Origin of the sequence: Vibrio sp. 1641 (assembly GCF_033339995.1) — a bacterium.
Lineage (GTDB): Bacteria > Pseudomonadota > Gammaproteobacteria > Enterobacterales > Vibrionaceae > Vibrio > Vibrio alginolyticus.
Map to the genome: position 1 here is coordinate 250715 of NZ_JAWOVP010000003.1, position 24987 is coordinate 275701.

The 24987-nt window shown below is 44.8% G+C and carries 20 protein-coding genes; 14 read left to right on the forward strand and 6 right to left on the reverse strand.

Annotated features, from left to right (window positions below):
* Positions 1-302 precede the first annotated feature (302 nt).
* Positions 303-1280, forward strand: a complete 978-nt coding sequence (locus R7Z47_RS09005; RefSeq protein ID WP_005377942.1) for a DUF3187 family protein — start codon at positions 303-305, stop codon at positions 1278-1280.
* Between the two features lie 6 nt (positions 1281-1286).
* Here R7Z47_RS09005 and R7Z47_RS09010 read toward each other — a convergent pair whose 3' ends face one another.
* The gene (locus R7Z47_RS09010) at positions 1287-2030 is read right to left on the reverse strand and encodes a sporulation protein (protein WP_005377943.1); all 744 of its coding nucleotides are present in this window, start codon (positions 2028-2030) and stop codon (positions 1287-1289) included.
* Between the two features lie 248 nt (positions 2031-2278).
* On the opposite strand from R7Z47_RS09010, the gene hutC reads away from it, so the two are divergent.
* The 6 genes from hutC to R7Z47_RS09040 all read left to right on the forward strand — a co-directional run bounded on the left by hutC (position 2279) and on the right by R7Z47_RS09040 (position 9757).
* A complete protein-coding gene (gene hutC, locus R7Z47_RS09015; RefSeq protein WP_005385493.1) occupies positions 2279-2986 on the forward strand; it encodes a histidine utilization repressor in 708 nt (235 codons plus the stop codon).
* Between the two features lie 129 nt (positions 2987-3115).
* Entirely contained in the window at positions 3116-4366 is a 1251-nt protein-coding gene (gene hutI, locus R7Z47_RS09020) for an imidazolonepropionase (protein WP_005377945.1), read from the forward strand.
* Between the two features lies 1 nt (position 4367).
* Positions 4368-5378, forward strand: a complete 1011-nt coding sequence (gene hutG, locus R7Z47_RS09025) for a formimidoylglutamase (RefSeq protein WP_262606582.1) — start codon at positions 4368-4370, stop codon at positions 5376-5378.
* 73 nt (positions 5379-5451) lie between these two features.
* On the forward strand, positions 5452-7149 hold the full coding sequence (hutU, locus tag R7Z47_RS09030; RefSeq protein ID WP_054578031.1) for a urocanate hydratase: 1698 nt from the start codon (positions 5452-5454) through the stop codon (positions 7147-7149).
* An 11-nt stretch (positions 7150-7160) separates the two neighbouring features.
* Positions 7161-8696 carry a histidine ammonia-lyase gene (gene hutH, locus R7Z47_RS09035; protein ID WP_017634855.1) on the forward strand — a complete coding sequence of 512 codons (1536 nt, stop codon included), beginning with the start codon at positions 7161-7163 and terminating at the stop codon, positions 8694-8696.
* A gap of 335 nt (positions 8697-9031) precedes the next feature.
* Entirely contained in the window at positions 9032-9757 is a 726-nt protein-coding gene (locus R7Z47_RS09040; RefSeq protein WP_017821813.1) for a DUF3581 domain-containing protein, read from the forward strand.
* A 110-nt stretch (positions 9758-9867) separates the two neighbouring features.
* Here R7Z47_RS09040 and R7Z47_RS09045 read toward each other — a convergent pair whose 3' ends face one another.
* Positions 9868-10329 (reverse strand): methyltransferase family protein, encoded by a 462-nt coding sequence (locus R7Z47_RS09045; RefSeq protein ID WP_262606583.1) that lies wholly within the window; start codon positions 10327-10329, stop codon positions 9868-9870.
* Between the two features lie 73 nt (positions 10330-10402).
* On the reverse strand, positions 10403-13438 hold the full coding sequence (locus tag R7Z47_RS09050) for an FAD-binding and (Fe-S)-binding domain-containing protein (RefSeq protein WP_256902860.1): 3036 nt from the start codon (positions 13436-13438) through the stop codon (positions 10403-10405).
* A gap of 263 nt (positions 13439-13701) precedes the next feature.
* Here R7Z47_RS09050 and R7Z47_RS09055 point away from each other — a divergent pair, with 263 nt between their 5' ends.
* The 7 genes from R7Z47_RS09055 (at position 13702) to R7Z47_RS09085 (ending at position 19686) form a co-directional block, all read left to right on the forward strand.
* A complete protein-coding gene (locus R7Z47_RS09055) occupies positions 13702-14382 on the forward strand; it encodes a DUF3334 family protein (protein ID WP_005388843.1) in 681 nt (226 codons plus the stop codon).
* Positions 14383-14590: 208 nt separating this feature from the next.
* The gene (locus R7Z47_RS09060; protein WP_005377954.1) at positions 14591-15286 is read left to right on the forward strand and encodes a DUF2786 domain-containing protein; all 696 of its coding nucleotides are present in this window, start codon (positions 14591-14593) and stop codon (positions 15284-15286) included.
* Between the two features lie 217 nt (positions 15287-15503).
* A complete protein-coding gene (locus R7Z47_RS09065) occupies positions 15504-16163 on the forward strand; it encodes an OmpA family protein (protein WP_005377956.1) in 660 nt (219 codons plus the stop codon).
* Between the two features lie 76 nt (positions 16164-16239).
* Positions 16240-17214 (forward strand): J domain-containing protein, encoded by a 975-nt coding sequence (locus tag R7Z47_RS09070; RefSeq protein WP_005388848.1) that lies wholly within the window; start codon positions 16240-16242, stop codon positions 17212-17214.
* A gap of 177 nt (positions 17215-17391) precedes the next feature.
* Positions 17392-17574 (forward strand): hypothetical protein, encoded by a 183-nt coding sequence (locus tag R7Z47_RS09075; RefSeq protein WP_005377960.1) that lies wholly within the window; start codon positions 17392-17394, stop codon positions 17572-17574.
* A gap of 411 nt (positions 17575-17985) precedes the next feature.
* On the forward strand, positions 17986-18378 hold the full coding sequence (locus tag R7Z47_RS09080) for a SulA-like leucine-rich domain-containing protein (protein WP_262627306.1): 393 nt from the start codon (positions 17986-17988) through the stop codon (positions 18376-18378).
* Between the two features lie 204 nt (positions 18379-18582).
* Positions 18583-19686, forward strand: coding sequence for a phosphoribosylaminoimidazolesuccinocarboxamide synthase (locus tag R7Z47_RS09085; RefSeq protein ID WP_005377963.1), 1104 nt, complete (start codon positions 18583-18585; stop codon positions 19684-19686).
* A gap of 78 nt (positions 19687-19764) precedes the next feature.
* On the opposite strand, the gene R7Z47_RS09090 is transcribed toward R7Z47_RS09085, so the two are convergent.
* The 3 genes from R7Z47_RS09090 to R7Z47_RS09100 form a co-directional block, all read right to left on the reverse strand.
* On the reverse strand, positions 19765-21438 hold the full coding sequence (locus R7Z47_RS09090) for an alkaline phosphatase D family protein (RefSeq protein WP_054576435.1): 1674 nt from the start codon (positions 21436-21438) through the stop codon (positions 19765-19767).
* 330 nt (positions 21439-21768) lie between these two features.
* On the reverse strand, positions 21769-22146 hold the full coding sequence (locus R7Z47_RS09095; protein ID WP_005377965.1) for a hypothetical protein: 378 nt from the start codon (positions 22144-22146) through the stop codon (positions 21769-21771).
* A 288-nt stretch (positions 22147-22434) separates the two neighbouring features.
* Positions 22435-24789, reverse strand: a complete 2355-nt coding sequence (locus R7Z47_RS09100; RefSeq protein WP_213969558.1) for a helicase-related protein — start codon at positions 24787-24789, stop codon at positions 22435-22437.
* Positions 24790-24987: the final 198 nt, after the last annotated feature.

The following is a 24987-nucleotide window of genomic DNA, read 5'->3' on the forward strand; positions in this document are numbered from 1 at the left end:
AACACGAATACCGGACCGTTATCGAAAATGGGATTGTACCTAGCTCACATTTAGAATGCAAAGCGCGATTTTGTTTTGTCATAAGAACTTAACCGCAGACCCGTCACGACAATCTGATCATGCTTTTTTAAGAGACCGCATAGCTGATGAATGGAATTGCCCCTCAATGAACTTACACAACAAATTACAATATCCCCTATTACGTGTGAACCGATACAAAGCCTAACACGCTGGGCGAGAGCTCAACGTGCGATTTAGGTATATAGTTGTTTTATAGAGTAGTTTGTATGTAGGTATTCATCATGGTCTATTTCAAATCGCGCTTTATGGTGCTTCTAAGCACCTCGATATGTTCTTTGCAAGCCTTCGCATCAAATGACTTATATGGCCCGCTGCGTTCTTACGCACAATCCCCAATGCAAGTGGTTAGTCACACCAACATACTACGTTCAGGACACAGTCTGCCCTCTGGTTTTGTCGAAGCCTATGGTTCGGGAACCGTGGCAAGTGTTTGGGCTCATACTGATGAATACGCACTGGATTATTACCACAATCAAATCGAATTAGGCAGCAAATGGCAAGTCAGCAACCGTTGGCAGTGGGAGCTCAACTATCGATGGGTCTTTGCCGCTGACAACCATTTAGATGGACTGACGAAAAGCTTCCATAAACTTTTCGGTATCGGACAAAATGGGCGGGATAAAGTAGACAGAGATCGTTTTTACATTTCAATGCCGCAATATGATGTGCTTGAAGATGATTTCGAAGGACAAACACTGGCCAATAACCTATCTACTTACTTACAGTATCAAGTGTTCCAAAATGAACATCACGGCCTATCGATTGGCGGCAGTTTGTATTTTAACGATGTGGCTCACGGCACTTTTCAAGGTAGCAGTTTCGAGCAAGGCTTCCAATTAAACTACAGCTACTTAAGTGATGCTCATGCATTTTATTCGATGATTGGCATGACTTTTCGATCGGATGACCGTGCCTTGCTCGATCTGCCCTATCGACATAATACGATTGCCATTGCGGGTGGGTACCGTTATGCCTTAGAAGATAACCATCACCTGATGTTGGAATATCATTGGTATCAAGGCTCAACAGAAGGGCCCACAGAGTTTGCTGATGCCTCTAATGAACTGGTATTGGGCTATCGATATCTAATGGAAAATTCAGCGCTTGAGTTTTTAGCCGTAGAGAACGCAAGAAACATGGATAACAGTACCGATATCGCTTTCACAATAGGATATCGGTACATATTTTCATCAAGTTGATGAGAGCTATAGATTTAGCGTTGGTGTAACTGCGGCAGCGACTTGAGCATCGGTTGCATTGATCGGCAACGTAAACGAGCGATATTGGTCACCAGCCAAGCTGAGCGAACGGTCAATCTCTGCCAAACAATGCATGACCTGCCCTTCCAGAATAAAAGAGAGCTCAATTTCTTTTGATGAGATAAAGCCGCTGTTACGGAACTCTAGCTCTTGATAAATACCAGAGCGAGAGGCAAACGAGCCACCGCGCAAAAAGCCTTTTTCAACATCGGCTTTAACCATAGTGAAGCCAGCTTGCTCGATCGCTTGAATAACCCGAGATGCTACTGGTAGTGGTTTCACTTCAATATAGTCACGGTCACGCGGGTCAATCGCAAAATCAATATCTAACGTCGTCTCGACCCAAACATGACATTGATTCTTAAGTGCGCTAACCGCAGTAATTGGTGTTTCGTCATGCAGTTTTAGCTCAAACGGAACCTGCTTTTCTTCATTAGGTTGAATCACAAAAGGGTCAACTGCTTTCAATTGATCAATAGTGAAGGTTTGGTAACTTACGCTATCATCCACTTCGACTTTCATTTCCGTGTTCAATTTAATCGTAATAGCATCAATTTGTTGTTCGACGTCTCCGCCTTTGATATGAACATGCCCTTTCAGCGTCGCTCCTTGAAACACGCTCATTTCGTCCAAAATGGTATCTACTTTTGCAGAGCCGATCCCCAGTGATGCTTTCAATTTTTTAAACATACTTTTCCTTTTTTAGCGATTTTTCTTCTAATAATCGTTTGTTTACACAATTGTTTTCTGCTGTGCAAGCAATAGACCACAAGAAAATGTTTGAATTCAATCATCAATCCAAATAATGCTCAGCAGCAAGAGTCATTCAGCTCTGCAATAGGGTTGCTCGGTCACTAAGCGGTACATTCGTCGAGAAATGTTTGCAATTTGTACCTAAATTAAGCAGTATTTGTATAGTCAAATAAAGGGAGATCATTATGTCTGCACCACTCTACATTCAAATTAAACAATTTATCCTGGATAAAATTGATGCTGGAGAGTGGGTAGTTGGTCATCGCATCGCCACCGAGATTGAGCTTACCGAGCAATTTGGTGTCAGTAGAATGACAGTGAACAAAGCAATTCGGGATTTAGTAAATGAGGGCCGATTACAACGTCGCCCACGCTTAGGCACGTTCGTGTGTGATCCTGGTGAAAAGTCAGAATCTCCCCTGCTAGACATTCGAAACATTGCCGAAGAAGTCAGCGATAGAGGGCGAAAGTATGGCAGTAAAGTGCTCAAACAGATTGCCATAAAAGCAGATGACAACATTGCGACAAAACTCGGCGTTATGCTAGGCACGACAGTGTTTTACAGTGAAATTATTCACTATGAAGACCAAACGCCGATTCAATTGGAGCTCCGCTGGGTGAATAGCCAATATGCCCCGAGTTATTTAAATCAAGACTTCACACAAATCACTCCAAATCAATACCTGTCAGATAATTGCCCACTCAGCGCGATAGAACATACTGTAGAGGCAATTGTGCCTGAAAGCCGTATTAAGCAAGACTTAAAAATGCAAGCCAATGAACCTTGCCTTCTCTTGAATCGCAGAACGTGGAGCCAAGATAAGTTAGTCAGTACCGCCCTACTTTATCACCCTGGTAACAAATATAAGCTGAGCTCAAAAGTGCTCATTTAAGGACAAGGTTTGTCCTCTAGATCTACGTTTTGATCACATTTTAGCAACATCAATCTTGTCAGTGTTCTTATTTTGCTCTATTTATTTGTATATACATTTAATGATACAAATAAACACAGGGACACAAACATGGATTTGCTGATTGAAAACGCACGTCTAGTTACCATGCAATCGGGAGAATGCGGATACCTTCCAACGCCTCCAGCGCGCATTGGTATTCAATCTGGAAAAATCGTTGCGATCAGTACTTGTGCCATTGGTGAAGACGCACCGCAAACCGAGTCTCTGCTGTCTGCCCAACATTACGCTCAGAGTATCGACCTTCAAGGCAAGTTAGTTCTGCCAGGTTTGATCGACTGCCACACTCATCTTATTTACGCGGGCAATCGTGCCAACGAATTTGAAATGCGCTTAAACGGCGTGCCATATCAAGAAATTTCCAAACAAGGCGGTGGGATACTTTCAACGGTGCATGCGACGCGTTCAGCAACCGAAGCGCAATTAGTTGAGTTAGCGTTGCCACGTTTAGACGGGCTACTCGCGAGCGGCGTCACTTCTGTCGAAGTGAAATCAGGCTACGGATTGACACTGAATGATGAAGTAAAAATGCTCCGTGCAGCCAAAATGCTTGAACAAGAGCGCAAAGTTAAAATCACCACTACACTTCTCGCCGCTCACGCCATTCCGCCAGAGTTCCAAGGTCGTGCAGATGATTATATTGAGCACATTTGTCAGGACATAATCCCTGTTGTCGCAAAGGAAGAATTAGCTACGAGTGTCGATGTTTTTTGTGAATCGATTGGTTTCAATCTTGAACAAACAGAAAAAGTGTTTGTAGCTGCAAAACGTCACGGCTTAAAGGTTAAAGGGCATACTGAGCAGCTTTCTAATCTCGGTGGTACAGCCCTCACTGCGCAATACAACGGTCTGTCAGCGGATCACATCGAGTTTTTAGATGAGCAAGGTGTTAAAGCACTTGCTCGATCAAACACTGTCGCCACTCTATTGCCTGGCGCTTTTTATTTTCTAAGAGAAACTCAGTTACCACCGATTGAGTTGTTGAGAGAGCATAACGTGCCGATGGCAATTGCTACGGACGTCAACCCAGGTACATCACCATTTTCTGATCTCACACTCATGCTGAATATGGCGTGCACACTATTTCGCCTTACACCGCAAGAAGCACTGCGTGGTGTAACGCAACATGCAGCCAAAGCTCTGGGTTATCAAAACTCACGTGGCGAAATCAAAGTAGGGTTTGATGCGGACTTCTCTATCTGGGATATCGAAAGCCCTGCGGATTTAAGCTATCAAGTCGGAGCAAAACGTCTGGTAGGTCGTATAGTAAATGGTGAATACATTTCACACGGAGGCCAATAATATGTCTCAATTCGACCTACACTCTCCCCTATTTCATTGGCAAGGCCGTCATGATGCCGAGGACGGCAAGCTTGGTCAGCGAATTCATCACGTTGTTCAACGCCAAAAAGCAGATGAGTTGAGTGCCGTTGCGCATGGCGTCTCATTACTCGGTTTTGCTACCGACGCTGGCGTTGCGAGAAACAAAGGACGCATTGGCGCGAAAAAAGCGCCTGACTTAATCCGACGAGCACTCGCTAATTTAGCATGGCACCAAGACGCCCCACTATATGACTTAGGTACTGTGGTGTGTGAAGACGACTTACTGGAAGAGAGCCAAGCTCTATGTGCAGCAACCATTTCAAGCGCACTGCCCCATACGCCAGTCATCGTGCTGGGTGGTGGGCATGAGATTGCGTGGGCCTCGTTTTCCGGCTTAGCGGAATATTTTAAAGCGCACCATCCAGAGAAGAAGCCTAAAATCGGCATTATCAATTTCGATGCGCATTTCGATTTGCGCGCATTCGAGAGTAACCTCGCCGACATAAGACCGAGCTCTGGTACACCCTTCAACCAAATTCACCATTTTTGTCAACGTAACGATTGGGACTTTCATTACGCTTGTATTGGTGTAAGCCGCAGTAGCAACACTAAAGCGCTATTTGAAAAAGCAGATGCGTTAAATGTTTGGTATGTAGAGGACAATCAGCTCTGCTACTTAAACCACAGTTATCACTTAACTCAGCTTCAGCATTTTATTGACGACTGTGACTACCTCTATTTGACTATTGATCTGGATGTATTCCCTGCTGCAACCGCACCTGGAGTCAGCGCACCAGCAGCTCGGGGAGTGAGTTACGACACAATTGCCCCCTTTTTAGATCGAATTCTTCATTACAAAAATAAGTTAATGCTGGCTGATATCGCCGAATACAACCCAAATTATGACTTCGATAGTCAAACAGCACGATTAGCTGCCCGTTTGTGTTGGGATATCGCCAACGCAATGGCGGAAAAACAGCACAAACCATAATGCATCCCAGATGCCACTGATTATTACGACCAAGCAAGTACTTGGTCATCACGAGAAACTAAAGGAGTCTGAAATGACACAGCGCCAGGGACAAGATCCACGACTTGATACAAGCAGAACAATTCGTGCACCTCACGGAGATAAACTGCGCGCAAAATCTTGGCTAACCGAAGCCCCTCTTCGTATGCTGATGAACAACCTTGATCCTGATGTTGCAGAACATCCACATTCACTGGTTGTATATGGCGGCATTGGCCGAGCAGCGCGAAACTGGGAATGTTACGACAAGATTGTTGAAGTACTTGAAAGACTCGAAGATGACCAAACGCTTTTAGTTCAATCAGGCAAGCCTGTTGGTGTTTTCCCTACCCATAAAAATGCTCCACGCGTGCTTATCGCAAACTCAAACCTTGTTCCGCATTGGGCAAACTGGGAACACTTCAACGAGCTCGATAAACAAGGCTTGATGATGTACGGCCAAATGACCGCTGGCAGCTGGATATACATTGGCTCGCAAGGTATCGTACAAGGCACATACGAAACGTTCGTATCTGTTGCAAAAAAACACTTTGACGGTGAAGCAAAGGGCCGTTGGATTCTAACAGGTGGTCTCGGTGGCATGGGTGGTGCTCAACCTCTCGCTGGTACAATGGCGGGCTTCTCCATGATTGCAGTAGAGTGTGATGAATCACGTATCGATTACCGCCTACGTACAGGCTATGTCGATAAGAAAGCGACTTCTTTAGATGAAGCGCTAGCTATCATTAAAGAGTCAGACACACCAGTATCGGTTGGTCTACTAGGTAATGCAGCAGACGTTTTCTCTGAGCTAGTAGAACGTAATATCACGCCTGATGTCGTAACAGACCAAACGTCTGCACACGACCCGCTCAATGGCTATTTACCACAAGGCTGGAGCATGTCTCACGCAGCAGAAATGCGTTTGCAAGATGAAGCAATGGTCGTAAAAGCAGCGAAAAAATCCATGGCTGTGCAAGTTCAAGCGATGTTAGAGCTGCAAAATCGCGGCGCCGCAACACTCGACTACGGTAACAACATCCGCCAGATGGCCTTGGAAGAAGGCGTAGAAAACGCATTTGATTTCCCTGGCTTCGTTCCAGCCTACATTCGTCCTCTATTCTGTGAAGGTATCGGTCCTTTCCGTTGGGCTGCTCTCTCTGGCGATCCTGAGGACATTTATAAAACCGACCAAAAAGTAAAAGAGCTAATTCCAGATAATCCGCACTTACATAACTGGCTAGATATGGCTCGCGAACGCATCCAGTTCCAAGGTTTACCTGCGCGTATTTGCTGGGTTGGTCTTAAAGATCGTGAGCGTCTTGGTCAAGCATTCAACGAAATGGTAAAAAATGGCGAACTTAAAGCGCCCGTTGTCATTGGTCGAGATCACTTAGATTCTGGCTCTGTAGCAAGCCCGAACCGTGAAACCGAAGGTATGATGGACGGTTCTGACGCCGTATCAGACTGGCCATTATTAAACGCGCTACTCAACACGGCGGGCGGCGCAACTTGGGTTTCACTGCACCACGGTGGTGGCGTAGGTATGGGCTTCTCGCAACACTCAGGTATGGTTATCTGCTGTGACGGCAGTGAAGATGCCTCACAACGTATTGCCCGCGTGCTGCATAACGACCCAGCAACAGGCGTGATGCGTCATGCTGATGCGGGATACGATATCGCTAAACAATGTGCAGCAGAGCAAGGGCTAGATTTGCCAATGCTCAACGAAGAACTGAAGAAGCTCAAGTAAGGATGAAAGAGATGTTAAATTTAACGCTAAAGCCAGGTCATATTAGCTTAAACGAACTACGCCAAGTGAGCCGTTCACCAGTCAACCTTACTTTGGATCCTGAAGCCATTCCGGCCATTGAAGAAAGCACACAGGTCGTAGACCGAGTCATCGCGGAAGATCGAACGGTTTACGGAATTAACACTGGTTTTGGGCTATTGGCTAACACACGAATAGCACCAGAAGATTTAGAAACACTGCAACGCAGTATCGTTCTTTCTCATGCGGCAGGTATCGGTGAGTTTATGTCAGATGAAACGGTTCGTCTGATGATGGTATTAAAAATCAATAGTCTGTCTCGTGGCTTTTCTGGGATTCGCCTAAAAGTCATCAATATGCTGACCGACCTAGTCAACGCACAAGTTTACCCTTGCGTACCTAAAAAGGGCTCTGTTGGCGCATCAGGTGACTTAGCTCCTCTAGCCCATATGAGCACAGTATTACTGGGAGAAGGGCAAGCTCGCCACAACGGTAATATCATTTCCGGGCAAGAAGCATTAAAAATCGCAGGTCTAGAGCCTATCACTCTGGCGCCAAAAGAAGGCTTAGCGCTACTAAATGGGACTCAGGCATCCACAGCGTTCGCATTGGAAGGCCTGTTTATCGCGGAAGACCTTTTCGCGTCAGCAACCGTTTGTGGTGCAATGTCTGTTGAAGCCGCTCTCGGCAGCCGACGTCCATTCGATCCGCGCATTCACCGTGTACGTGGTCATCGCAGCCAAATGGACGCAGCACTCGCATACCGTCATTTGTTAGACACATCGAGTGAAATAGGTGATTCGCACACTAACTGTGAAAAAGTACAAGACCCGTATTCTTTGCGCTGTCAGCCTCAAGTGATGGGTGCGTGTTTACAGCAAATCCGCAATGCGGCGGAAGTATTACAAGTAGAAGCGAACTCCGTATCAGATAATCCGTTGGTGTTTGCTGAAGATGGTGACATCATCTCTGGCGGTAACTTCCACGCGGAGCCTGTTGCAATGGCAGCCGACAACCTAGCACTTGCGATTGCCGAGATCGGCAGCTTGTCTGAACGTCGTATGGCATTACTTATCGATAGCGCGCTATCAAAACTGCCACCGTTCTTAGTCGACAATGGTGGTGTGAACTCTGGTTTCATGATCGCTCAGGTGACCTCTGCTGCGTTAGCAAGTGAAAACAAAACGCTCGCTCACCCAGCGTCAGTAGACAGCTTGCCAACATCTGCAAACCAAGAAGATCACGTCTCAATGGCAACATTCGCGGCTCGCAGATTGAAAGAAATGGGCGAAAACACTCGCGGTATTCTGGCTGTCGAATACCTCTCAGCAGCACAAGGCCTAGACTTTAGAGCGCCAAACAAGTCCTCTGAGCGTATTGAGATTGCGAAACAAATGTTGCGTGAAAAAGTATCGTTCTACGATAAAGATCGCTACTTTGCTCCAGACATTGAACAGGCAAATACTCTGCTTAAGCTGGCTATTCACAACACGCTCATGCCAGAGAGCTTGTTACCAAGTGTTCAATAACCAAGCATAACTGGCATTTCATCGAATAAACAGATAATGACTTGAAGGCTCTACGTTCAGCGTGGAGCCTTTTTACATACGATTAAACATGTTGATGGCACTATTTATGAACGCCTGTCTACTTTGATGGCTATACTTTAAAAGATAGGCGAGCGAAAAGGTCGTTGTTTATTGTTTTCACAAATAAAAGCGTTGCTAAAGTATGCGTTTTTAACGGTTTATCCGCCGAAATAGTGTCTTATTGTTAGGATACGGTGAAGTTTTCACTGGATGGACCATTGCTACGCAGATATTCGCATATAATCCCACACAGTTTTGGTTACTACGTAAAAATTATGTTTCTAACACCTTATTTTTCAAACACTAATCACCAGTTTCAGTTCACTCGCGAACAAGCAAGCCACTTTGCAAAACGTGTCGCAGGTGACTACAACCCAATTCATGATGAAGACAACAAACGCTTTTGTGTCCCTGGAGATTTACTTTTCGCTGTGCTTCTTAGTAAAGAAGGCGTTAGCCAAAAGATGCGTTTTAACTTCTCTGGCATGGTAAACGATGGTGTAGCACTTCATATTGAAAATAAGTGTGACAAAGAAAGCGCTGTTGTTGACGAGGCAGGTAAAGAATACTTACACATGTCCCGTGAAGGTGAAACTAACCACGATCCGGCATTTATTGAGCATGTAGTGACAAATTACGTGCAATTTTCTGGTATGAACTTCCCTCACATCATGGTTCCTCTTATGGAAGAGAAGCAAATGATGATTAACTGCCAGCGTCCATTAGTTATTTATGAAAGCATGGAAGTCGAATTTTCACGCTTAGACCTTACGCATCCAGAGGTGGATTTCACTGGCGCAACATTCGACGTAGAAGGAAAACGAGGTGTAGTCACCTTAAACTTTGCGTTCAAAGAAGACGGTGAAGTCGTTGGTAAAGGTATTAAGCGCATGGTTGCAAGTGGCTTGAAGCCATATGACCAAGAAGCGGTTGACGACCTTGTACGCCGCTTTAATGAACGTAAGGATGCATTCCTAGCAAAGTTCGTTAAGGCAGCCTAGTCGACTGCCCTATCAGAAGCGCACAAAAAACGTGTTTACTAAAAGAAAGCCCAACGTCGACCGTTGGGCTTTCTTTTTATGTCTCATCCAAACAAAACTAAACGCAATGTTTAGAGCCAACGACGAACATGGTTTTTATAATCCACATACTCTTCACCAAACAATCGCTCTAAAACGCGTTCCTCAGGCTTGATTTGAAACCGATTCATATAACTGACAAATATCACGCCACAAAGCACCACACTCAAGTGCTGCCACCACAAACCAGTTGCTATGATTAGAAGCAATAATGCCGTGTACATAGGGTTGCGTGAAAAGGCAAACACACCAGTTCTTACAACAGAAGATGCCGCTTCAGGTTTTACTGGGTTCACTGTGGTTTTTACTTTGCGAAATTCATACACGCCAGCAATGCCCATGTAGCCAGACAACAAAGTTAATACACCTACTACAAATTCAACAAAGGGAACTCGAATGTTCATGCTCGGCGTCAAAACTTTAAGTCCGTACATCAAAGGTATGACTAGCAAAAACACCACAACAGGTGGGACTTTGAGTTCAAGTTTTCTCAAGATTCATATCCTTTGAAAGGGTCTAAATACGGTTTCTAAAAAGCCCAGTAAAACTGGGCTTGATTTAGTCCGATTACAACAAAGTTAACAGCGCCTGAACGGGATGCTTGGGCTTCGTTCCTTCAAAGCGTTTAACTTGGCTGCGGCAAGAATAGCCTGTAATCAAACATCTCTCGTTATCCAACTTATCTAAGCTCGGCTTCCAGCTTAAATTGTAAATGTCTTTCGACATCGACAACTTATCAACCTCATGACCAAACGTACCCGCCATACCACAACAACCAACAGGTACCGTATTCAAAACTGCACCAAAGTGAGCAAAAATAGCGCCCCACTCTTTTTCCGCATTTGGCATTTTGGTTTTCTCAGTACAGTGAGCAAACAGATACCAAGGTTCCTGCGCCTTATGCTCTCCGCTTTCAAACGCTTCTAGTCTTGGGTAAAGCCATTCGTGGGCTGTTAGTACATCGAAATTACCTCGCTTACTGCCAAGCACTTCAGCGTATTCATCTCGATAACACAGCACCAAAGCAGGATCGACGCCAACTAATGGGATATCCAAATCCGCTACCATCGCCAAGAACTTCGCTGTGTCGGCTGCTGTGTCCTTAAACTGACGTAAAAACCCTTTAATGTGTTGTGCTTTACCATTCGGCTTAAACGGCAGAAGCACCGGATTCATACCCAGCTTTTTCAATAACTTAACGAAGTCTTCAACGACATCAGCGTCGTAGTAACTAGTGAATGGGTCTTGAACAATTAAAACATGCTTGCTCTTTTCAGACGAAGACAAACCACTGAGCGCTTGCAGATCATAAGGCGTTGTCAGCGACTCTACTCGTTGTTTCAAGGTGGGTACTGATAACAACGGCGCATCGACATACCCGACCGTAGATGCCGTTAAACTTTTCACCCACGACTGCTTCAAAACACCATTTACGACACCTGGCGCTTTCGCCATCATCGGCAGCATAGTCTCAATGTTGGCAACCAGATAGTCTTTTGCAGGACGTTGGTAACGAGAGTGATAGATGTTTAAAAAGCGCGAGCGAAAGCTCGGAACATCGACTTTAATCGGACACTGACTCGCACACGCTTTACACGCCAAACAACCATTCATCGCTTCATACACTTCGTGAGAGAAGTCATACTCGTGACGACGATTGATAGAATGACGTACGCGGTCAATCATGGTTTTGATTGATGTTTTGTTTTCTAGTGTTTGCTTTTCTAAGTCAAGAATATCAATGCCTTGCTCAGTAAGCTGACGCAACCACTCGCGAACCAAACCCGCACGACCTTTCGGTGAATGACGACGATCGGCTGTTACTTTCATCGATGGACACATTGGCGAGCTGGTATCGTAGTTAAAACACAAACCGTTACCGTTACATTCCATCGCTTGTTTAAAGCTGTCACGTACTTGAACGTCAATCTGACGGTCATAGTAACCACGTTTGGTATCGGTAACTTTGACAAGCTCTGCATCACTATCCAGCGGTGTACAGATTTTGCCCGGGTTCATTTTGTTGTGTGGATCGAATGCCGCTTTCACACGTCTCAGTTCAGTAAACAACTCATCACCGAAAAACTCAGGGCCATATTCTGAACGGAAACCTTTGCCGTGTTCACCCCACATCAAACCGCCGTATTTCGCCACCAGCTTAACCACTTCATCAGAAACTTCGTGCATCAATGCTTCTTGGTGCGGGTCACACAAATCCAACGCAGGACGTACGTGAAGCACCCCAGCATCGACGTGACCAAACATGCCGTAATTCAGAGACTTGCTGTCTAACAGTTCTCGAAACTCCACAATGAAGTCCGCCAGGTTTTCTGGTGGCACACAAGTATCTTCAGCGAATGCGACCGGTTTAGCACGACCTTTTGCTGCGCCTAACAAACCCACCGCTTTTTTACGCATGTTGTAAATACGCCCAATGCTCGCTACATCGTTACAAACTTGGTAGCCGATAATGCCCGCTTCTTCTGTTTCCAACATGGTATCGAGCTTGGCGGTCAATGCTGCAACCTGAGCAGCAACTTCCTCTTCGTCCTGACCTGCGTATTCCACCATATTGATGCCAAGCATCTCTTTATTTGGAACATCGGTAAGTAAATCGCTCACGGTGTGCCAAACGATATCTTGCTTCGCGAGATTAAGCACTTTTGAGTCAACGGTTTCTACAGACAACGCCTTCGCTTCTACCATAAACGGTGCATTACGCAGTGCCGAATCAAAGCTGTTGTATTTAACGTTAACCAAAGTACGCGCTTTCGGAATTGGCGTCAGGTTAAGCTTCGCTTCGGTAATGAATGCCAATGAACCTTCAGCGCCGCACAGTACTCGTGTGATATCGAAACGGTCACCGTCTTCATTCAAGGCATTTTTTAAATCGTAGCCCGTTAAAAATCGGTTAAGAGGAGGAAACTTATCTACGATCTGCTGGCGTTTTTCACGACATACGGATTCCGTTACACGTAGCGCCTTGGCAGCAAACTCGCCTTCTTTTGGGTAACCATGAGACAAGTCCGACTCTAAAATTGAACCATCAGCAAACACCGCTTGTAGCGACAAAACATGATCGGATGTTTTTCCGTATTTCAGAGAACCTTGACCAGAAGCATCGGTGTTGACCATGCCGCCAATCGTTGCACGGTTACTGGTAGATAAGTCTGGAGAGAAGAAGTAGCCATAAGGGCGAACAGCGTCATTTAACTGGTCTTTCACTACACCAGTTTGTACACGAACCCAGCCTTCTTTCTCATTAATCTCAAGCACTTTGTTCATGTGACGAGACATATCCACCACAATACCTTTGGTTAGCGACTGACCATTGGTCCCTGTGCCGCCACCACGAGGTGAAAAGGTAATTCGTTCGTACTTTTCTTTATTGCTCAGTTTCCCGAGGAGAGAAACATCTTCTGTCGTTTTGGGATGAACGACAGACTGAGGAAGTTGCTGGTAAACACTGTTGTCAGTGGCAACCGCTAGTCGGCTTGAATATTGGCTTTCGATATCGCCAGTGAATCCGGCGTGCTCAAGCTCTTTCAGAAAACTAAGAACAAGAGGATCGACATCAGTTTGCGAGTGTAATCTTGGTAACATTTGCTTCCTGCCCCTACGACGCTGATCCGATCAGCTGCGGGTTGTGTAATTATTTGCTCACTTCTCATACAAATTGGCGCTAAGCGAAAAAAAACACCACAAAAGAGTTAGTGAAGTAATACTCTTTGAATTTCGTCACTTTACAACATTTAAAAAGACGAGCAAATCAGAATCTCGATACAATAATTAAACTTATGCTTTATTTTTTCACGCTTGATGCCTTACATTGGGGAACGAATCGCGTTTCTAGATGAGTTTTCAGAATGAAAAAAAATAAAATTGTGACCACTGAAGATATCCTTCTCAAACTTTGCCAGTCTGTTTCTGGCGTACTTACTTCGGCGACATCTTCTCAAGTAAATTATTCAGCAATGGTGCAAAAAATCCACAAGACTAGCCTCAAACCAGATTTTGGCTGTTTTGTTCTGTTTGATGGCGGATTTACCGGGCTAGTTGTGATTAATTTTACGGCAAAAGCCGCACTGGAGATCTACACCAACTACATGCGTAATATGGGCATGCCAGAAGAAGAGCTGGCAATATCTCATACTTCTGACGAGGTAGGCGATGTTCTGGGTGAACTCATGAATCAACTGGTCGGAGACTTCACTAATAAAATTCGTAAAGACCTGCAAACGAACATCACACAAAACCAACCAAAAATGCTGGCGCTGAATAAGCAAGTTATCTTACAAGTTGATACCAACCTTGACCGCCCTCAAGCGCGCAGAGTGACGTTCTCCACCGAAAACAACAATATTTTCTATCTCGAGCTAGCAATGGATAAAACTGAGTTCATCCAACTGGAAGAGTTTGAAGTTGCTGAAGACGAAAACCCAGACGACATTTTAGAGGCAACACGTAAACAGTTGGCTGAGAAAGAATCTAAATCGTCGGGTTCAAACGATGATGCCGATGACTTGCTCAACCAGCTCGGGTTGTAATTCTAACGAATCTTAATGAAGAATGGCTTCTTAGACACAAGTACGACTTCATACTGATTACGACGAACTAAAACGCCAGCCTCGCTTAATGCGAGGCTTCTTTTTATGTGCAGAAATTATCTTCAGTCCCACCTTGTATTTCGTTTTTATGTCAAAAAAGGTAATATGTCTGACTTCATAAATTTTCTGCTTTCGTTACTGGTTGTCGATGGATAAACAAAAAGCTCTGAAAAAAATCGCCAAGTGCTTAGAACTGGGCAATTCCGCTAATGTTAATGAGGCTGCCAATGCTATCAAAATGGCACATCGCCTCATGCTTAAATATGGTCTCGATAAAGACGATATTGAGTTCATCAGAATGGGAAAAACACAATCTTCTCATCTGCTACCAGCGAACATCAGTTCTACCATATTGCGAGTGATTCGCGGCATTAACACAAAATTCGGTGTCGAAGCAGTATTGTTGAATCACAAAGGGCTCAAACGTGTCGAATTTATCGGTGAAGCAGATCGCGCTATTTTTGCTGCATTTGCTTTCGATATTGTTTATCGCGAGATGAACGAAAGTACCGGACAATTCCGAAACAGCTTTGCTGGCACAGGCACCTCTTCTCAGGAAGTGACTCGCCGTGTGAACTCATTTGTATCTGGCTGGGTGGAAGGCGCGATTGAAAAATTGCCAATTATTTCTCCAGATGAAGAGTCGGCCAATAAAATTAATGACTATATTGATAAAGAATTCCAAAACATTGACCGCGAAACGTTCAAGAAGCAATTGAAAGAAGCGATGAAAAACCTAACTGAAGACTACGAAGTGGGCTTAAAGAAAGGTAGAAAGGTTTCAGTTAACCGTGGAGTGGGCGGCGAACAAGCACGCAAAATGTTGGGCGATTCATCGAAATAGCCAGGATAGTAAAGGATTCACATAAGCAGCAATGACTTCGATGTCGATGGGGCTTACTTTGAGAGCTTTGGCAGTATTGATAGGAATTTTCTTACAGAAACTCTTATCAATCTTACTTTCTCATAACAAATATTAATGCTTGTTTATTCATAATTCGCATCCCATTATGAGGCATGGTTTCGCCTCAGTTTTATACGGAGATTTTCCCTTGAAAAAGATGCCTATTGCACTAGCTCTAGTGCTAGCTCTTACTGGCTGTCAAGCCACTCAACGCCAAAATGCAACAACGGGTGAATACGAAACTAACTCCACCACGCAAGGCGCGCTTATTGGTGCGATCGCTGGCGCAGCAATCGGCCTAGCAACGGGTGATGATGCTAAAGAACGTCGTCAGCATGCACTCATTGGTGCAGCCGCAGGCGGAGCGACTGGCGCTGGCGTTGGTTACTACTTTGACCAACAAGAAGCGGAATTACGTCGCGCTTTGCTAAACTCTGGCGTACAAGTTCAGCGTGTTGGTGAAAATCAGCTTTTACTGCGTATGGAAAACGGTATCGGCTTCTCTTCAAGCTCTTACCAGCTTGATGCTAGTATCCATAATACTCTACGCGGTGTTGCTCGCATCCTAGTTGAGTACCCAGATACCAGTCTCGTTATTGACGGTTACACGGATAGCACAGGCAGTGAGTCATACAACCAAACGTTGTCAGAGCGCCGTGCAGAGTCCGTACGTCAATTCCTAGTATCTCAAAACGTTGCACCTGGTCGTGCAATTGCACGCGGCTACGGCGAACGTAACCCAATTTGCTCAAACCAAACTTCTGAAGGTCGTGCGTGCAACCGTCGTGTTGAAATCCAGATCTTGCCACTGAAGTAATTTGGTTGCACCATAACGGTAATAATAAAAAATTACCGGAGCAGGCCTAACCATTATCGTTAGGCCTGACATATTAATGTCTGTCAAAACGTCTGCCCTACTCTGCTTATTTAGCCTCAGCTTTTCTGGCTACTCACTTGCCTCTCAAGCTCCAAATGACCCCATCGAACAATACGAGTACGCACAACAATTATTGGCATCAAACGAAGCTGAAGCCTCACCAGAAACGCGCTACTGGCTAGAGCAATCCGCCAACCAAGGTTACCTCCCTGCGCAAAAACAGCTCGCGAACGACTTTGCTAAAGGGATAAATGGCGAAAAAAATGAAACACAAGCGTTATATTGGCTAACCTCTATCGCACTCAATGACCCAACCGATCGTGGCTTTCTTCTCGCCGATTTTATTCAGCGCAATCCAGGTAAGGTCACAACTTCTCAATTGACTGAAGCCTTGTATCAAATGGCTTCTCAGCATAATCCAGCAGCAGAACAAGCTTATAATCAACTGTTAGAGCTGCGCTTCAACCAACTACGAGCTAAACAAGTCTCGCAAATAAAGTCGCTCGATAAAAAAGCAGAGCAAACACAAGAAGAGAAAAGCACAGTTGCAACCCCCAAAGTAAAACACTCGCAGTTTCTATGGCTGATTTGGCTAGCGGCGATCCTCATCATCAGCGGCTTAAGTTTCCTCGCGATCAAAAAACTTAAGCAGAATAGAAAAGCGCGTGAAGCCAAAGAGGAAAGCCAAAATCAACGAATGGCGGAAAAAATAAAAGAGCTAGAGTTTACGAACAAGCAACTGAAGCGTCAGTTAGAGAAAGTATTCAGAGAATTTAAGAAATCCAAAACTCAGGCAGAAAACCATAAGCTAAGCGTCGCGTGTGCTATGTTTGGCTACACACCACAAACCATCCCTGATTTACAGGCAATCAAGCTACGCTATAGACAATTATCAAAGCTTTATCATCCTGACACAAGGGGCAGTGAAGAAGAAATGAAGCGACTCAATCATGCCTTTAAGCTCGTCTCACAAAATGTTACAAAACAGTAAAAATAGGTCAGGATACTTTGGCTGCCATGCTTTTATTCCCATATAATCAAGCACCGCAATCGATCTCCCTCTCAAAGAAATTAACAGACATTTAACTTAAGTCGCGCTTTTATGCCATAATGCCCGGCGCAAAATAACACCTAACGACTCAAATTAATCTAGGTGGGGAGAAAATCAATGTTCACTGAAGAAGGCACCTGTGATTGGTGTAAAAAACCTAGTCTTGTAACTCGTCACGATTATTTAGATGGCAAGCACCATTACTCATGTAAAGCTTGTTACGACATGGCAAAAATCGACGTGCGCCTATTTAACCAAGGCGAATTGCAAATGCGCGAACGCTTGCAACGAGCGAGCTAAGCAAGACGGAATCAATGGAACTGATTTTCAAAGGCGCCTTTTAAGGCGCTTTTTTGATCGGCCAAGCCTATTTCCAATTTCTATCTCGTATTCCCTCCTATCCTACATAGCACGTCGCATCGGTTATCAGCCCTCTCTTACTGTATACAAACCACTGTCCATGAAACAACACCTGTATATACAGTAGTAAACCCCTGTATGTCTCTCGTCCAACTTTCTACTCACCTCACATTTTTAAATTGATGTTAGACATATCAGAAATGAAAAATAAACAAATAAATTCAATTACTTAAAATAAAATCCTTTTATTTCCTTCTCAAAAAACCGCAAATAACTTTTGAGAAACTTGTTGATCAGGTCGCCAAAACAAACTACTGTACAGGCATACAGCATGTATAAAGGAACAGTAAGATGCAGTTACAAAGTCAATCTCATACATACTCTCGCTACAACGTATTGGCACAAGCAACTAAGCCCATGGCCGTTTCGGATCGGCTTCTATCTAAGCTGGCTGTTTTATCGCAGCAGAAACAATGGATTTTGTTTACAGCAGACTGCCCTCGTCCAGACTTTGAACAACTCACTGCTTCTAATATTTGCTGTAAAAACGTTATTCAAATGAAGCCCTCTCAACAGCTTTCAGAAGTCGAGATCGTGATCAAAGCCATCCGATCAGGTAATGCCAGTGCTGTTGTCGCATCAAATAAAATTGCACTTATGAATCAATCGATGTTGCGCGACATGGCGCAACGCTATCAGTGTGAAGTCTTTTTCGTCGAAGGCAGAGTTAATAAGTACCACTAATAAGTTCGACGTTATCTATCCTGCATCTCGCCTCCTTTTTAAGGGGGCTTTTTTTTGTATTAAAGAAAAAAGGCAAACGTTTGCTTTTTCTCTGGCGAGTTAAAATAGTTCTGGTATGATGCCCACATTCGATTTATTCAGCGCCCACATTTTGCTGAATATCTTCTCTTTCTGACGTTTGATTAAGATGATAGGAATGTCGCAATGAGCCTTGCTAATCAAGTACTTGCCGTCAATGACGACCTGCCAATTCGCACCCATAAACCCGTTCATAGTGGAAAAGTTCGTTCAGTTTACTGGTTAACTGAAGAAGACAGCGCCCGACTGATCAAAGAAAAAGGATACAATGTCGCGCCAGATGCGCCTTTGGCTATCATGGTGATTAGCGACCGAATCTCTGCGTTCGATTGTATTTGGCATGCTGAAGGTGGTCTTAATGGTGTCCCGGGTAAAGGGGCTGCGCTTAATGCGATTTCTAATCACTGGTTCAAACTGTTCAAAGAAAATGGCTTAGCAGATAGCCATATTCTAGACATTCCTCACCCATTTGTTTGGATTGTACAAAAAGCCAAACCGGTAAAAATCGAAGCCATCTGCCGCAAATACATCACGGGTTCGATGTGGCGCGCTTACGCAAATGGCGAGCGCGAGTTTTGTGGAATCCAACTTCCTGAAGGGTTAGGAAAAGACAAAGCACTGCCAGAGTTGCTAATGACCCCATCCACAAAAGGCATTCTAAAAGGCATTCCCGGTGTGCCAGAAGCGGATGACGTAAATATTACTCGTCAAAACATCGTAGACAACTACGAAGCATTTAACTTCTCAAGCGCTGACGATATCGCACTCTACGAAAAATTGCTGAAAGAAGGCTTTAACGTTATCAGCCAAGCGTTAGAAGAAATCGACCAAATCTTTGTCGATACCAAATTCGAATTTGGTTATGTTCATGATGCTGCTGGCAATGAAAAGCTGATTTACATGGATGAAGTGGGTACACCAGACTCGTCTCGTATATGGGATGCTAAGGAGTACCAAGCAGGTCACATCGTAGAGAACTCAAAAGAAGGTTTCCGCCAGTTCCTACTTAACCACTTCCCTGACCCAGATATCTTGCTAAACAAAGAACGTATGCCTGAGCGCGAAGCTCTCGCTCGTGATAATGCTTTGCCCGTCGAATCTTTGATGGCGATTTCGAGCACTTACATTGGTATTGCCGAGAAGATTACAGGCAAGCCGATTCATTTGAGTGAGAATCCGAAAGCGGAAATCATCGAGGTTCTGAGCAAAGAATACGGATTGATTGACTAGCACTGTCGCTAGATTGCTAAACGCTTTCCAATAAAAAGTCCGCACTAGCCTGCGGACTTTTTTCGTATTAGGCTCACCTTAGCCGATATTTAACGTAGTGCCATCGGTTGTGGAGGCTGACTTGGTCGTCACCTGATATGTTTTGTCTTTAATCGTTGATACGAAATACCAGGTCGACTCTGCCTTATCGGGCGTAAAAGTAACGCGCATAAAGCCACGCTGTTTGATGTCTGCCCACTGTAATTCTGACACTAAGTGAGGCAACGTGTATTCCATTTGAGTGATCGCAACAGGGTCTAACGCGAGGTAGGCTTCTAACCCAGGGGAACTCACAGAGCTAGTCGCAAACTCTACCCCGATAGGATGCTTAGATACGTCTTTAAGCTCACTTGCCCATGCATTGTGCGTATCTCCTGCCAAACAGACAAAGTTACCACTGCTGGCTTTGGCCAGTTGATAAACGTTCTCTCGCTCAACGTAGTAACCATCCCATGCATCTAGGTTATATGGCAAAGCAATGGTATCTAAACTTGGGTCAGAGAGATAACCCGTAATCGCAGAGTTTACCGCTAATAACGCCTCTGTTTTTTGTTCTTCAGTGGCAGTAAACAATTGAAACATCGCGGTCATAACCGAACTTGGCAACTCCATACGAGACATTAACACTTGTTGCCCTAGCACATTCCAAGTTGCGTCGTGCGTACTGAACGCATCCATCAGCCAAGCGAGTTGGTCACCGCCTAACAGCTCTCGGTCTTGACTGCGCGACTGGGCAACTAAACCGCCAATAGCTTCCATCGTTGGTGAGCTGAGCGAGAAATAATCCAACGGTTTATCACGCCCCACAAGTCGCGTGTCGAGCATCATCAAATTGACTAAACTTCCAAACGAAAACTGACGGTAAATCAGCATGTTTGAGAAAGTGTTTTCACGAACGGGCAACCATTCTGTCCACGCGGCAGCCGCAGCTGCACGACGATCATTAAAGCGGCCTTCCTCTTCTTGATGGTTTTCCGCACCATTTTTCCAACTATCATTTGCAAGCTCATGGTCATCCCAGACTGCAATCATTGGTAGGCTCGCATGTAACGCTTGCAGATCAGCATCTTGGCGATATTGCGCATACCGTTTTCGGTAATCATCTAAGGTAATGCATTCAGTGCCTTTGCTTGGCTCTCGCCCTAGTGCCTCAGCATCTTCACTAGCGTAGCCACCAGCCCCATACTCATAAATGTAATCACCGAGATGAAGTACCACATCAAACGGTTCTTGCTCATGTTGATTTAAGATCTCTCGATACACATGGAAATAACCAGCAGGATAGTTTGCGCAAGAAACAACGGCCATGGATGCCTTTTCTACACCACCCTCTGGTAATGTTTGAGTTTGCCCGACTTCGCTAGTGACATCTCCAACCATGAATCGATAGTAGTAGCGAGAATTTGCGTTGAGGTTTTGAACATCAACTTTTACCGTGAAATCTCGGCTCGTGTCTGTGGCAAAAGTGCCACTTTGCACGATATCAGTAAAATTTTCGTTAGATGAAACTTGCCAGCTTACATCTGCGTAGCTCGCTGAGGTTGTAACACGAGTCCAAATGATTACTTGTGTTTGAGTAGGATCTCCACTCGCCACCCCGTGCTCAAAGGTAACCGCAACAGATTCACTAGCATCGCTACCACAACCCACCAGCCCGGTAACAATCGCCGTTGAAGAGGCAGCTTTCATAAAGTCTCGACGAGACAAAGACATATTGACTTCCTTTCTTATTGTGTTTGTTTTTATGCCCAAATGACGTGGTGACTCAATCATCCTTGTATGCCAATAAGGGACGTTAATTCGAACTTACAGTACCAACCACTTAGTCGGTAATTTGTCCTAAAAACACAAAGTTAGAAGCTAGTTATGACAATTGCATTTCCAAACGTTACATTTTTGTTAATTTAAGTGCAAATACTCTATATTCATCACACTTCCTAAGACCTGTGACAAAAACCTCAAAATAAAAAAGCGACCTACTTTGAGGTCGCTTTTCATTGCACTATTGTTAAGTAGTACATCGATGAAGTGGAAATACTCAGCCTAAAACTTGATGTTAAGAACATCTTGTTCTGACGTGTCCACTTTCAACTGACTGCGAGATTCTATGTACTCGATTTGCTGAACATCGAGCGAATATGGCATAACGACTCGCAATTCATTGATCCCTTCATGTTTAGCTAACTGGGTTAAGCGGACCAAATTGGATTCATCACTTTTACGAGAAGACATCGATTTTAATGCGGCATCCCACAACCGATCTTCAGGCTTGCTCAATTCCGCAATGTTCTGTTTCCACATCAAACCGAAAATAGGCGCGATGGTGGCAAATGCCTCTAAAAAGGTCCATTTTTTACTACCTGTCGCTCCTAAAAAGCTAGTGTAGTCGAATTCAATGCACGTCTTTCCTTGTTGATCCATTCTATGCCCCCGACACTCGAAAATGAGATATACCAAATATCGTTCAACTGTTTTGATATAGCAATGGGATATAAAACATTCGTCTTTTATGCCCTAATTTACATACAAAAGGAAATATTAAAACCAGCTTTGTAACAACTGATGTACAGCTTCGCCATATATAAGCATTCAATTGATTAATATTTCAATTAAGAAACTAAAAACAACACGCAAGTAACGCTATCAATATGAAATCATTATAGATTCACCAAGAAAATATCAATTCTTGTCACAACGTCATCCGCCGACCTACTTTACATCAATCACTCGACTGGCCTTTTTATACTGTATCTTCCAACCAGCCCAACGTGGCAGCTCCCAACGCTTCGGGTCCCCCTTACGGTTTCCCTCTCGATAAACGACCTGTACCAGCTTGCGAGACGCGTAATACTCAACATCCAGTTGGAGTTCTGGCAGCGAAAGTTCTAAAGGGTACTGCTCCGTGAAATCGTCGTATTCCCATTCTGGAACACCGTTAAATGTTAAGTCTTCCGGTTCAAATAACGCCATATCATCGACATTTTCAACGCCTAATGTTTCCAACTGATCCTTTAACCAGCTAGAAAATGTCAAGGAGGCCAAGTCGTTAACCTCTTCTCCTTCGACATTAAGGCCCAATGCGTTGTAGAGTTTCCAGTGTTGGATTTGCTGTTTTCTTTGAGAAGCAAAACCTGGTAACAGTGTCTCGTCTTCTATCATTTCGACAATAGACTGAACAGCAACATCACCTTTTAACGCTTGATGTTCAGTACAGATTGTTCGTCCGGCGTAGACCAGGTGCATTGTTGCTCTTGGCGTCTCTTCTTCATAATTCGTCTCACCTTGTTGCCACTCCCCAAATTCAAGTTCGCGTAATAATGTCAGCGGGATAGGCATCATAACCGATGCGAGGTTCAGTGTTTGCTTAACGCCTCGTCCTGGCACGCTATGGCTATCTAGCACGATGGCCGCTTCTTCTTTATCAGGAAAGCGGCTGTTACGCCCAACCAGCATCTCGACTACGCCATTTCCTAGGGCATCTCTTCGACGAGCTCGTCGGACAAACACAAGCTCAGGGTGCAATGAGGCGATGGAGAAAAAGAGCGCTTCACGTTTATATCGAGAGGCAACGTCAAGTTCCGGTAATTCAAATACTTCTCGCATTTGTTTCGCTAAACCTTGTGCCTCTTCGAGTGCGCTGGCATCAATGACAATGCCCGGAAGTCGCTCCCCCCGAACCAAACGGATCAACAAAGAGGCATCACATCCGCATGGCTCCTCTTGAGATAGAAGCTCAGCAACTTCACCACTTTGTCGCTGATAGAGCTGCGCAGGCACAGATAAGGCGGCAGCCAAATCAATCATTGCTTCCTTCTCTGGCTTCGCTTGAATTCTGGTAACGAGATCGGCAAACAGTGCATCAATGGGTAGTGGATATACTTTTCTCCCGTGCTGCGTGACATTGCCATCCTCATCAATCGCTTCCATGGATAACAACGTCGAATGAGATGCCTCTAGCGACTTTTCTGGAATTGAGTCGAGAAAATCGAGTGTTGAGAGACGGTACCCACAACAAGCCGCTGCCAGCATGGGCTCGACGAGCTCTTCTCTGTGTAATTCTGGAGGCGTCACTAATTCTAAAGGCGCGTGCTCACCATATAGACGAATACAAGCCCCTTCGGTAACGCGACCTGCTCGCCCCATTCGCTGCGCGGCACTGGCCTTAGAAATGTTGGTTAACGTCAGTGCTGTACGTCCATTTCGTTGTACAGTTCTGCGCTCTAAGCCGCTATCGATTACCACCCGGATATTAGGAATGGTCAGAGAGGTTTCTGCGACATTGGTTGCCAATACGACTTTCCGTTGCTTTTGTACCGTCAACGCACGATGTCGTTCTTCATCACTGACCGAGGCATGAAGTTTAACCACCATGACATCGCCACAACTTTGTAGCATCTGAGCACATTGGGTGATCTCTTTGCGTCCAGGCATGAAAACAAGAATATCGCCATCTTCATCTTCCAGTGCTTCTTTTACCGCTCCGACAACCTCCTGTTCACATCCCTTTTTGTTCGGTAAATAGCGGCTGTCTGTAGAACGATGTGTCACCGTGACTGGAAAGCAACGTCCCTCCGAACTCAGGCGCTTAGCATTCAGGTAACGAGCAAGCTTTTCGCCTTCTAAGGTAGCGGAAGTGACGATCAATCGATGTTGATTTTCTTGCTTCAAAATGGCGGTTAATAGATCAATATCCCAGCGTCGCTCGTGAAATTCGTCCACTATCACGACATCAAAGTCTGCTAGCTTGTTTTCCGAAAACCAACGCAGTGCAACCCCCGGAGTCACAAATACAACTTCGGTTTTTTCATCAAAGTAGGCATGAAGCTTGATCGCGTAACCGACTTTGCGACCTATTGGCTCTCCAGATTGCTCCGCAAGAAATTCAGCCAGCGAGGTACAAGCAATTCGACGTGGTTCAATAACCAGAACGCGTCCGTGTTTTGCCGCCCACATGGGCAAGCGGGTAGATTTACCCGACCCGGTTTCGGCTTCCACCACAAGATGGTTAAGGCTTACATGATGGTCAAACTCGGCTTGCAGGCTGTCGATAGGTAGTTGAAACATAGAAATTGGATTTGATTTGATGATGCAAAACATTATACCCAAGTAAAAAAATCCTGCTTTAGGTATCTCTAAACAACCAATATTGCCGATATTTTCGTCGGTATCTGAATTTTTTTGCGACATTACATTGATGTGCATCAACGCATGTTTACAACTAAATAGTGAACCCGTTAAAATTTGGTGCGCATCCTTCAACCC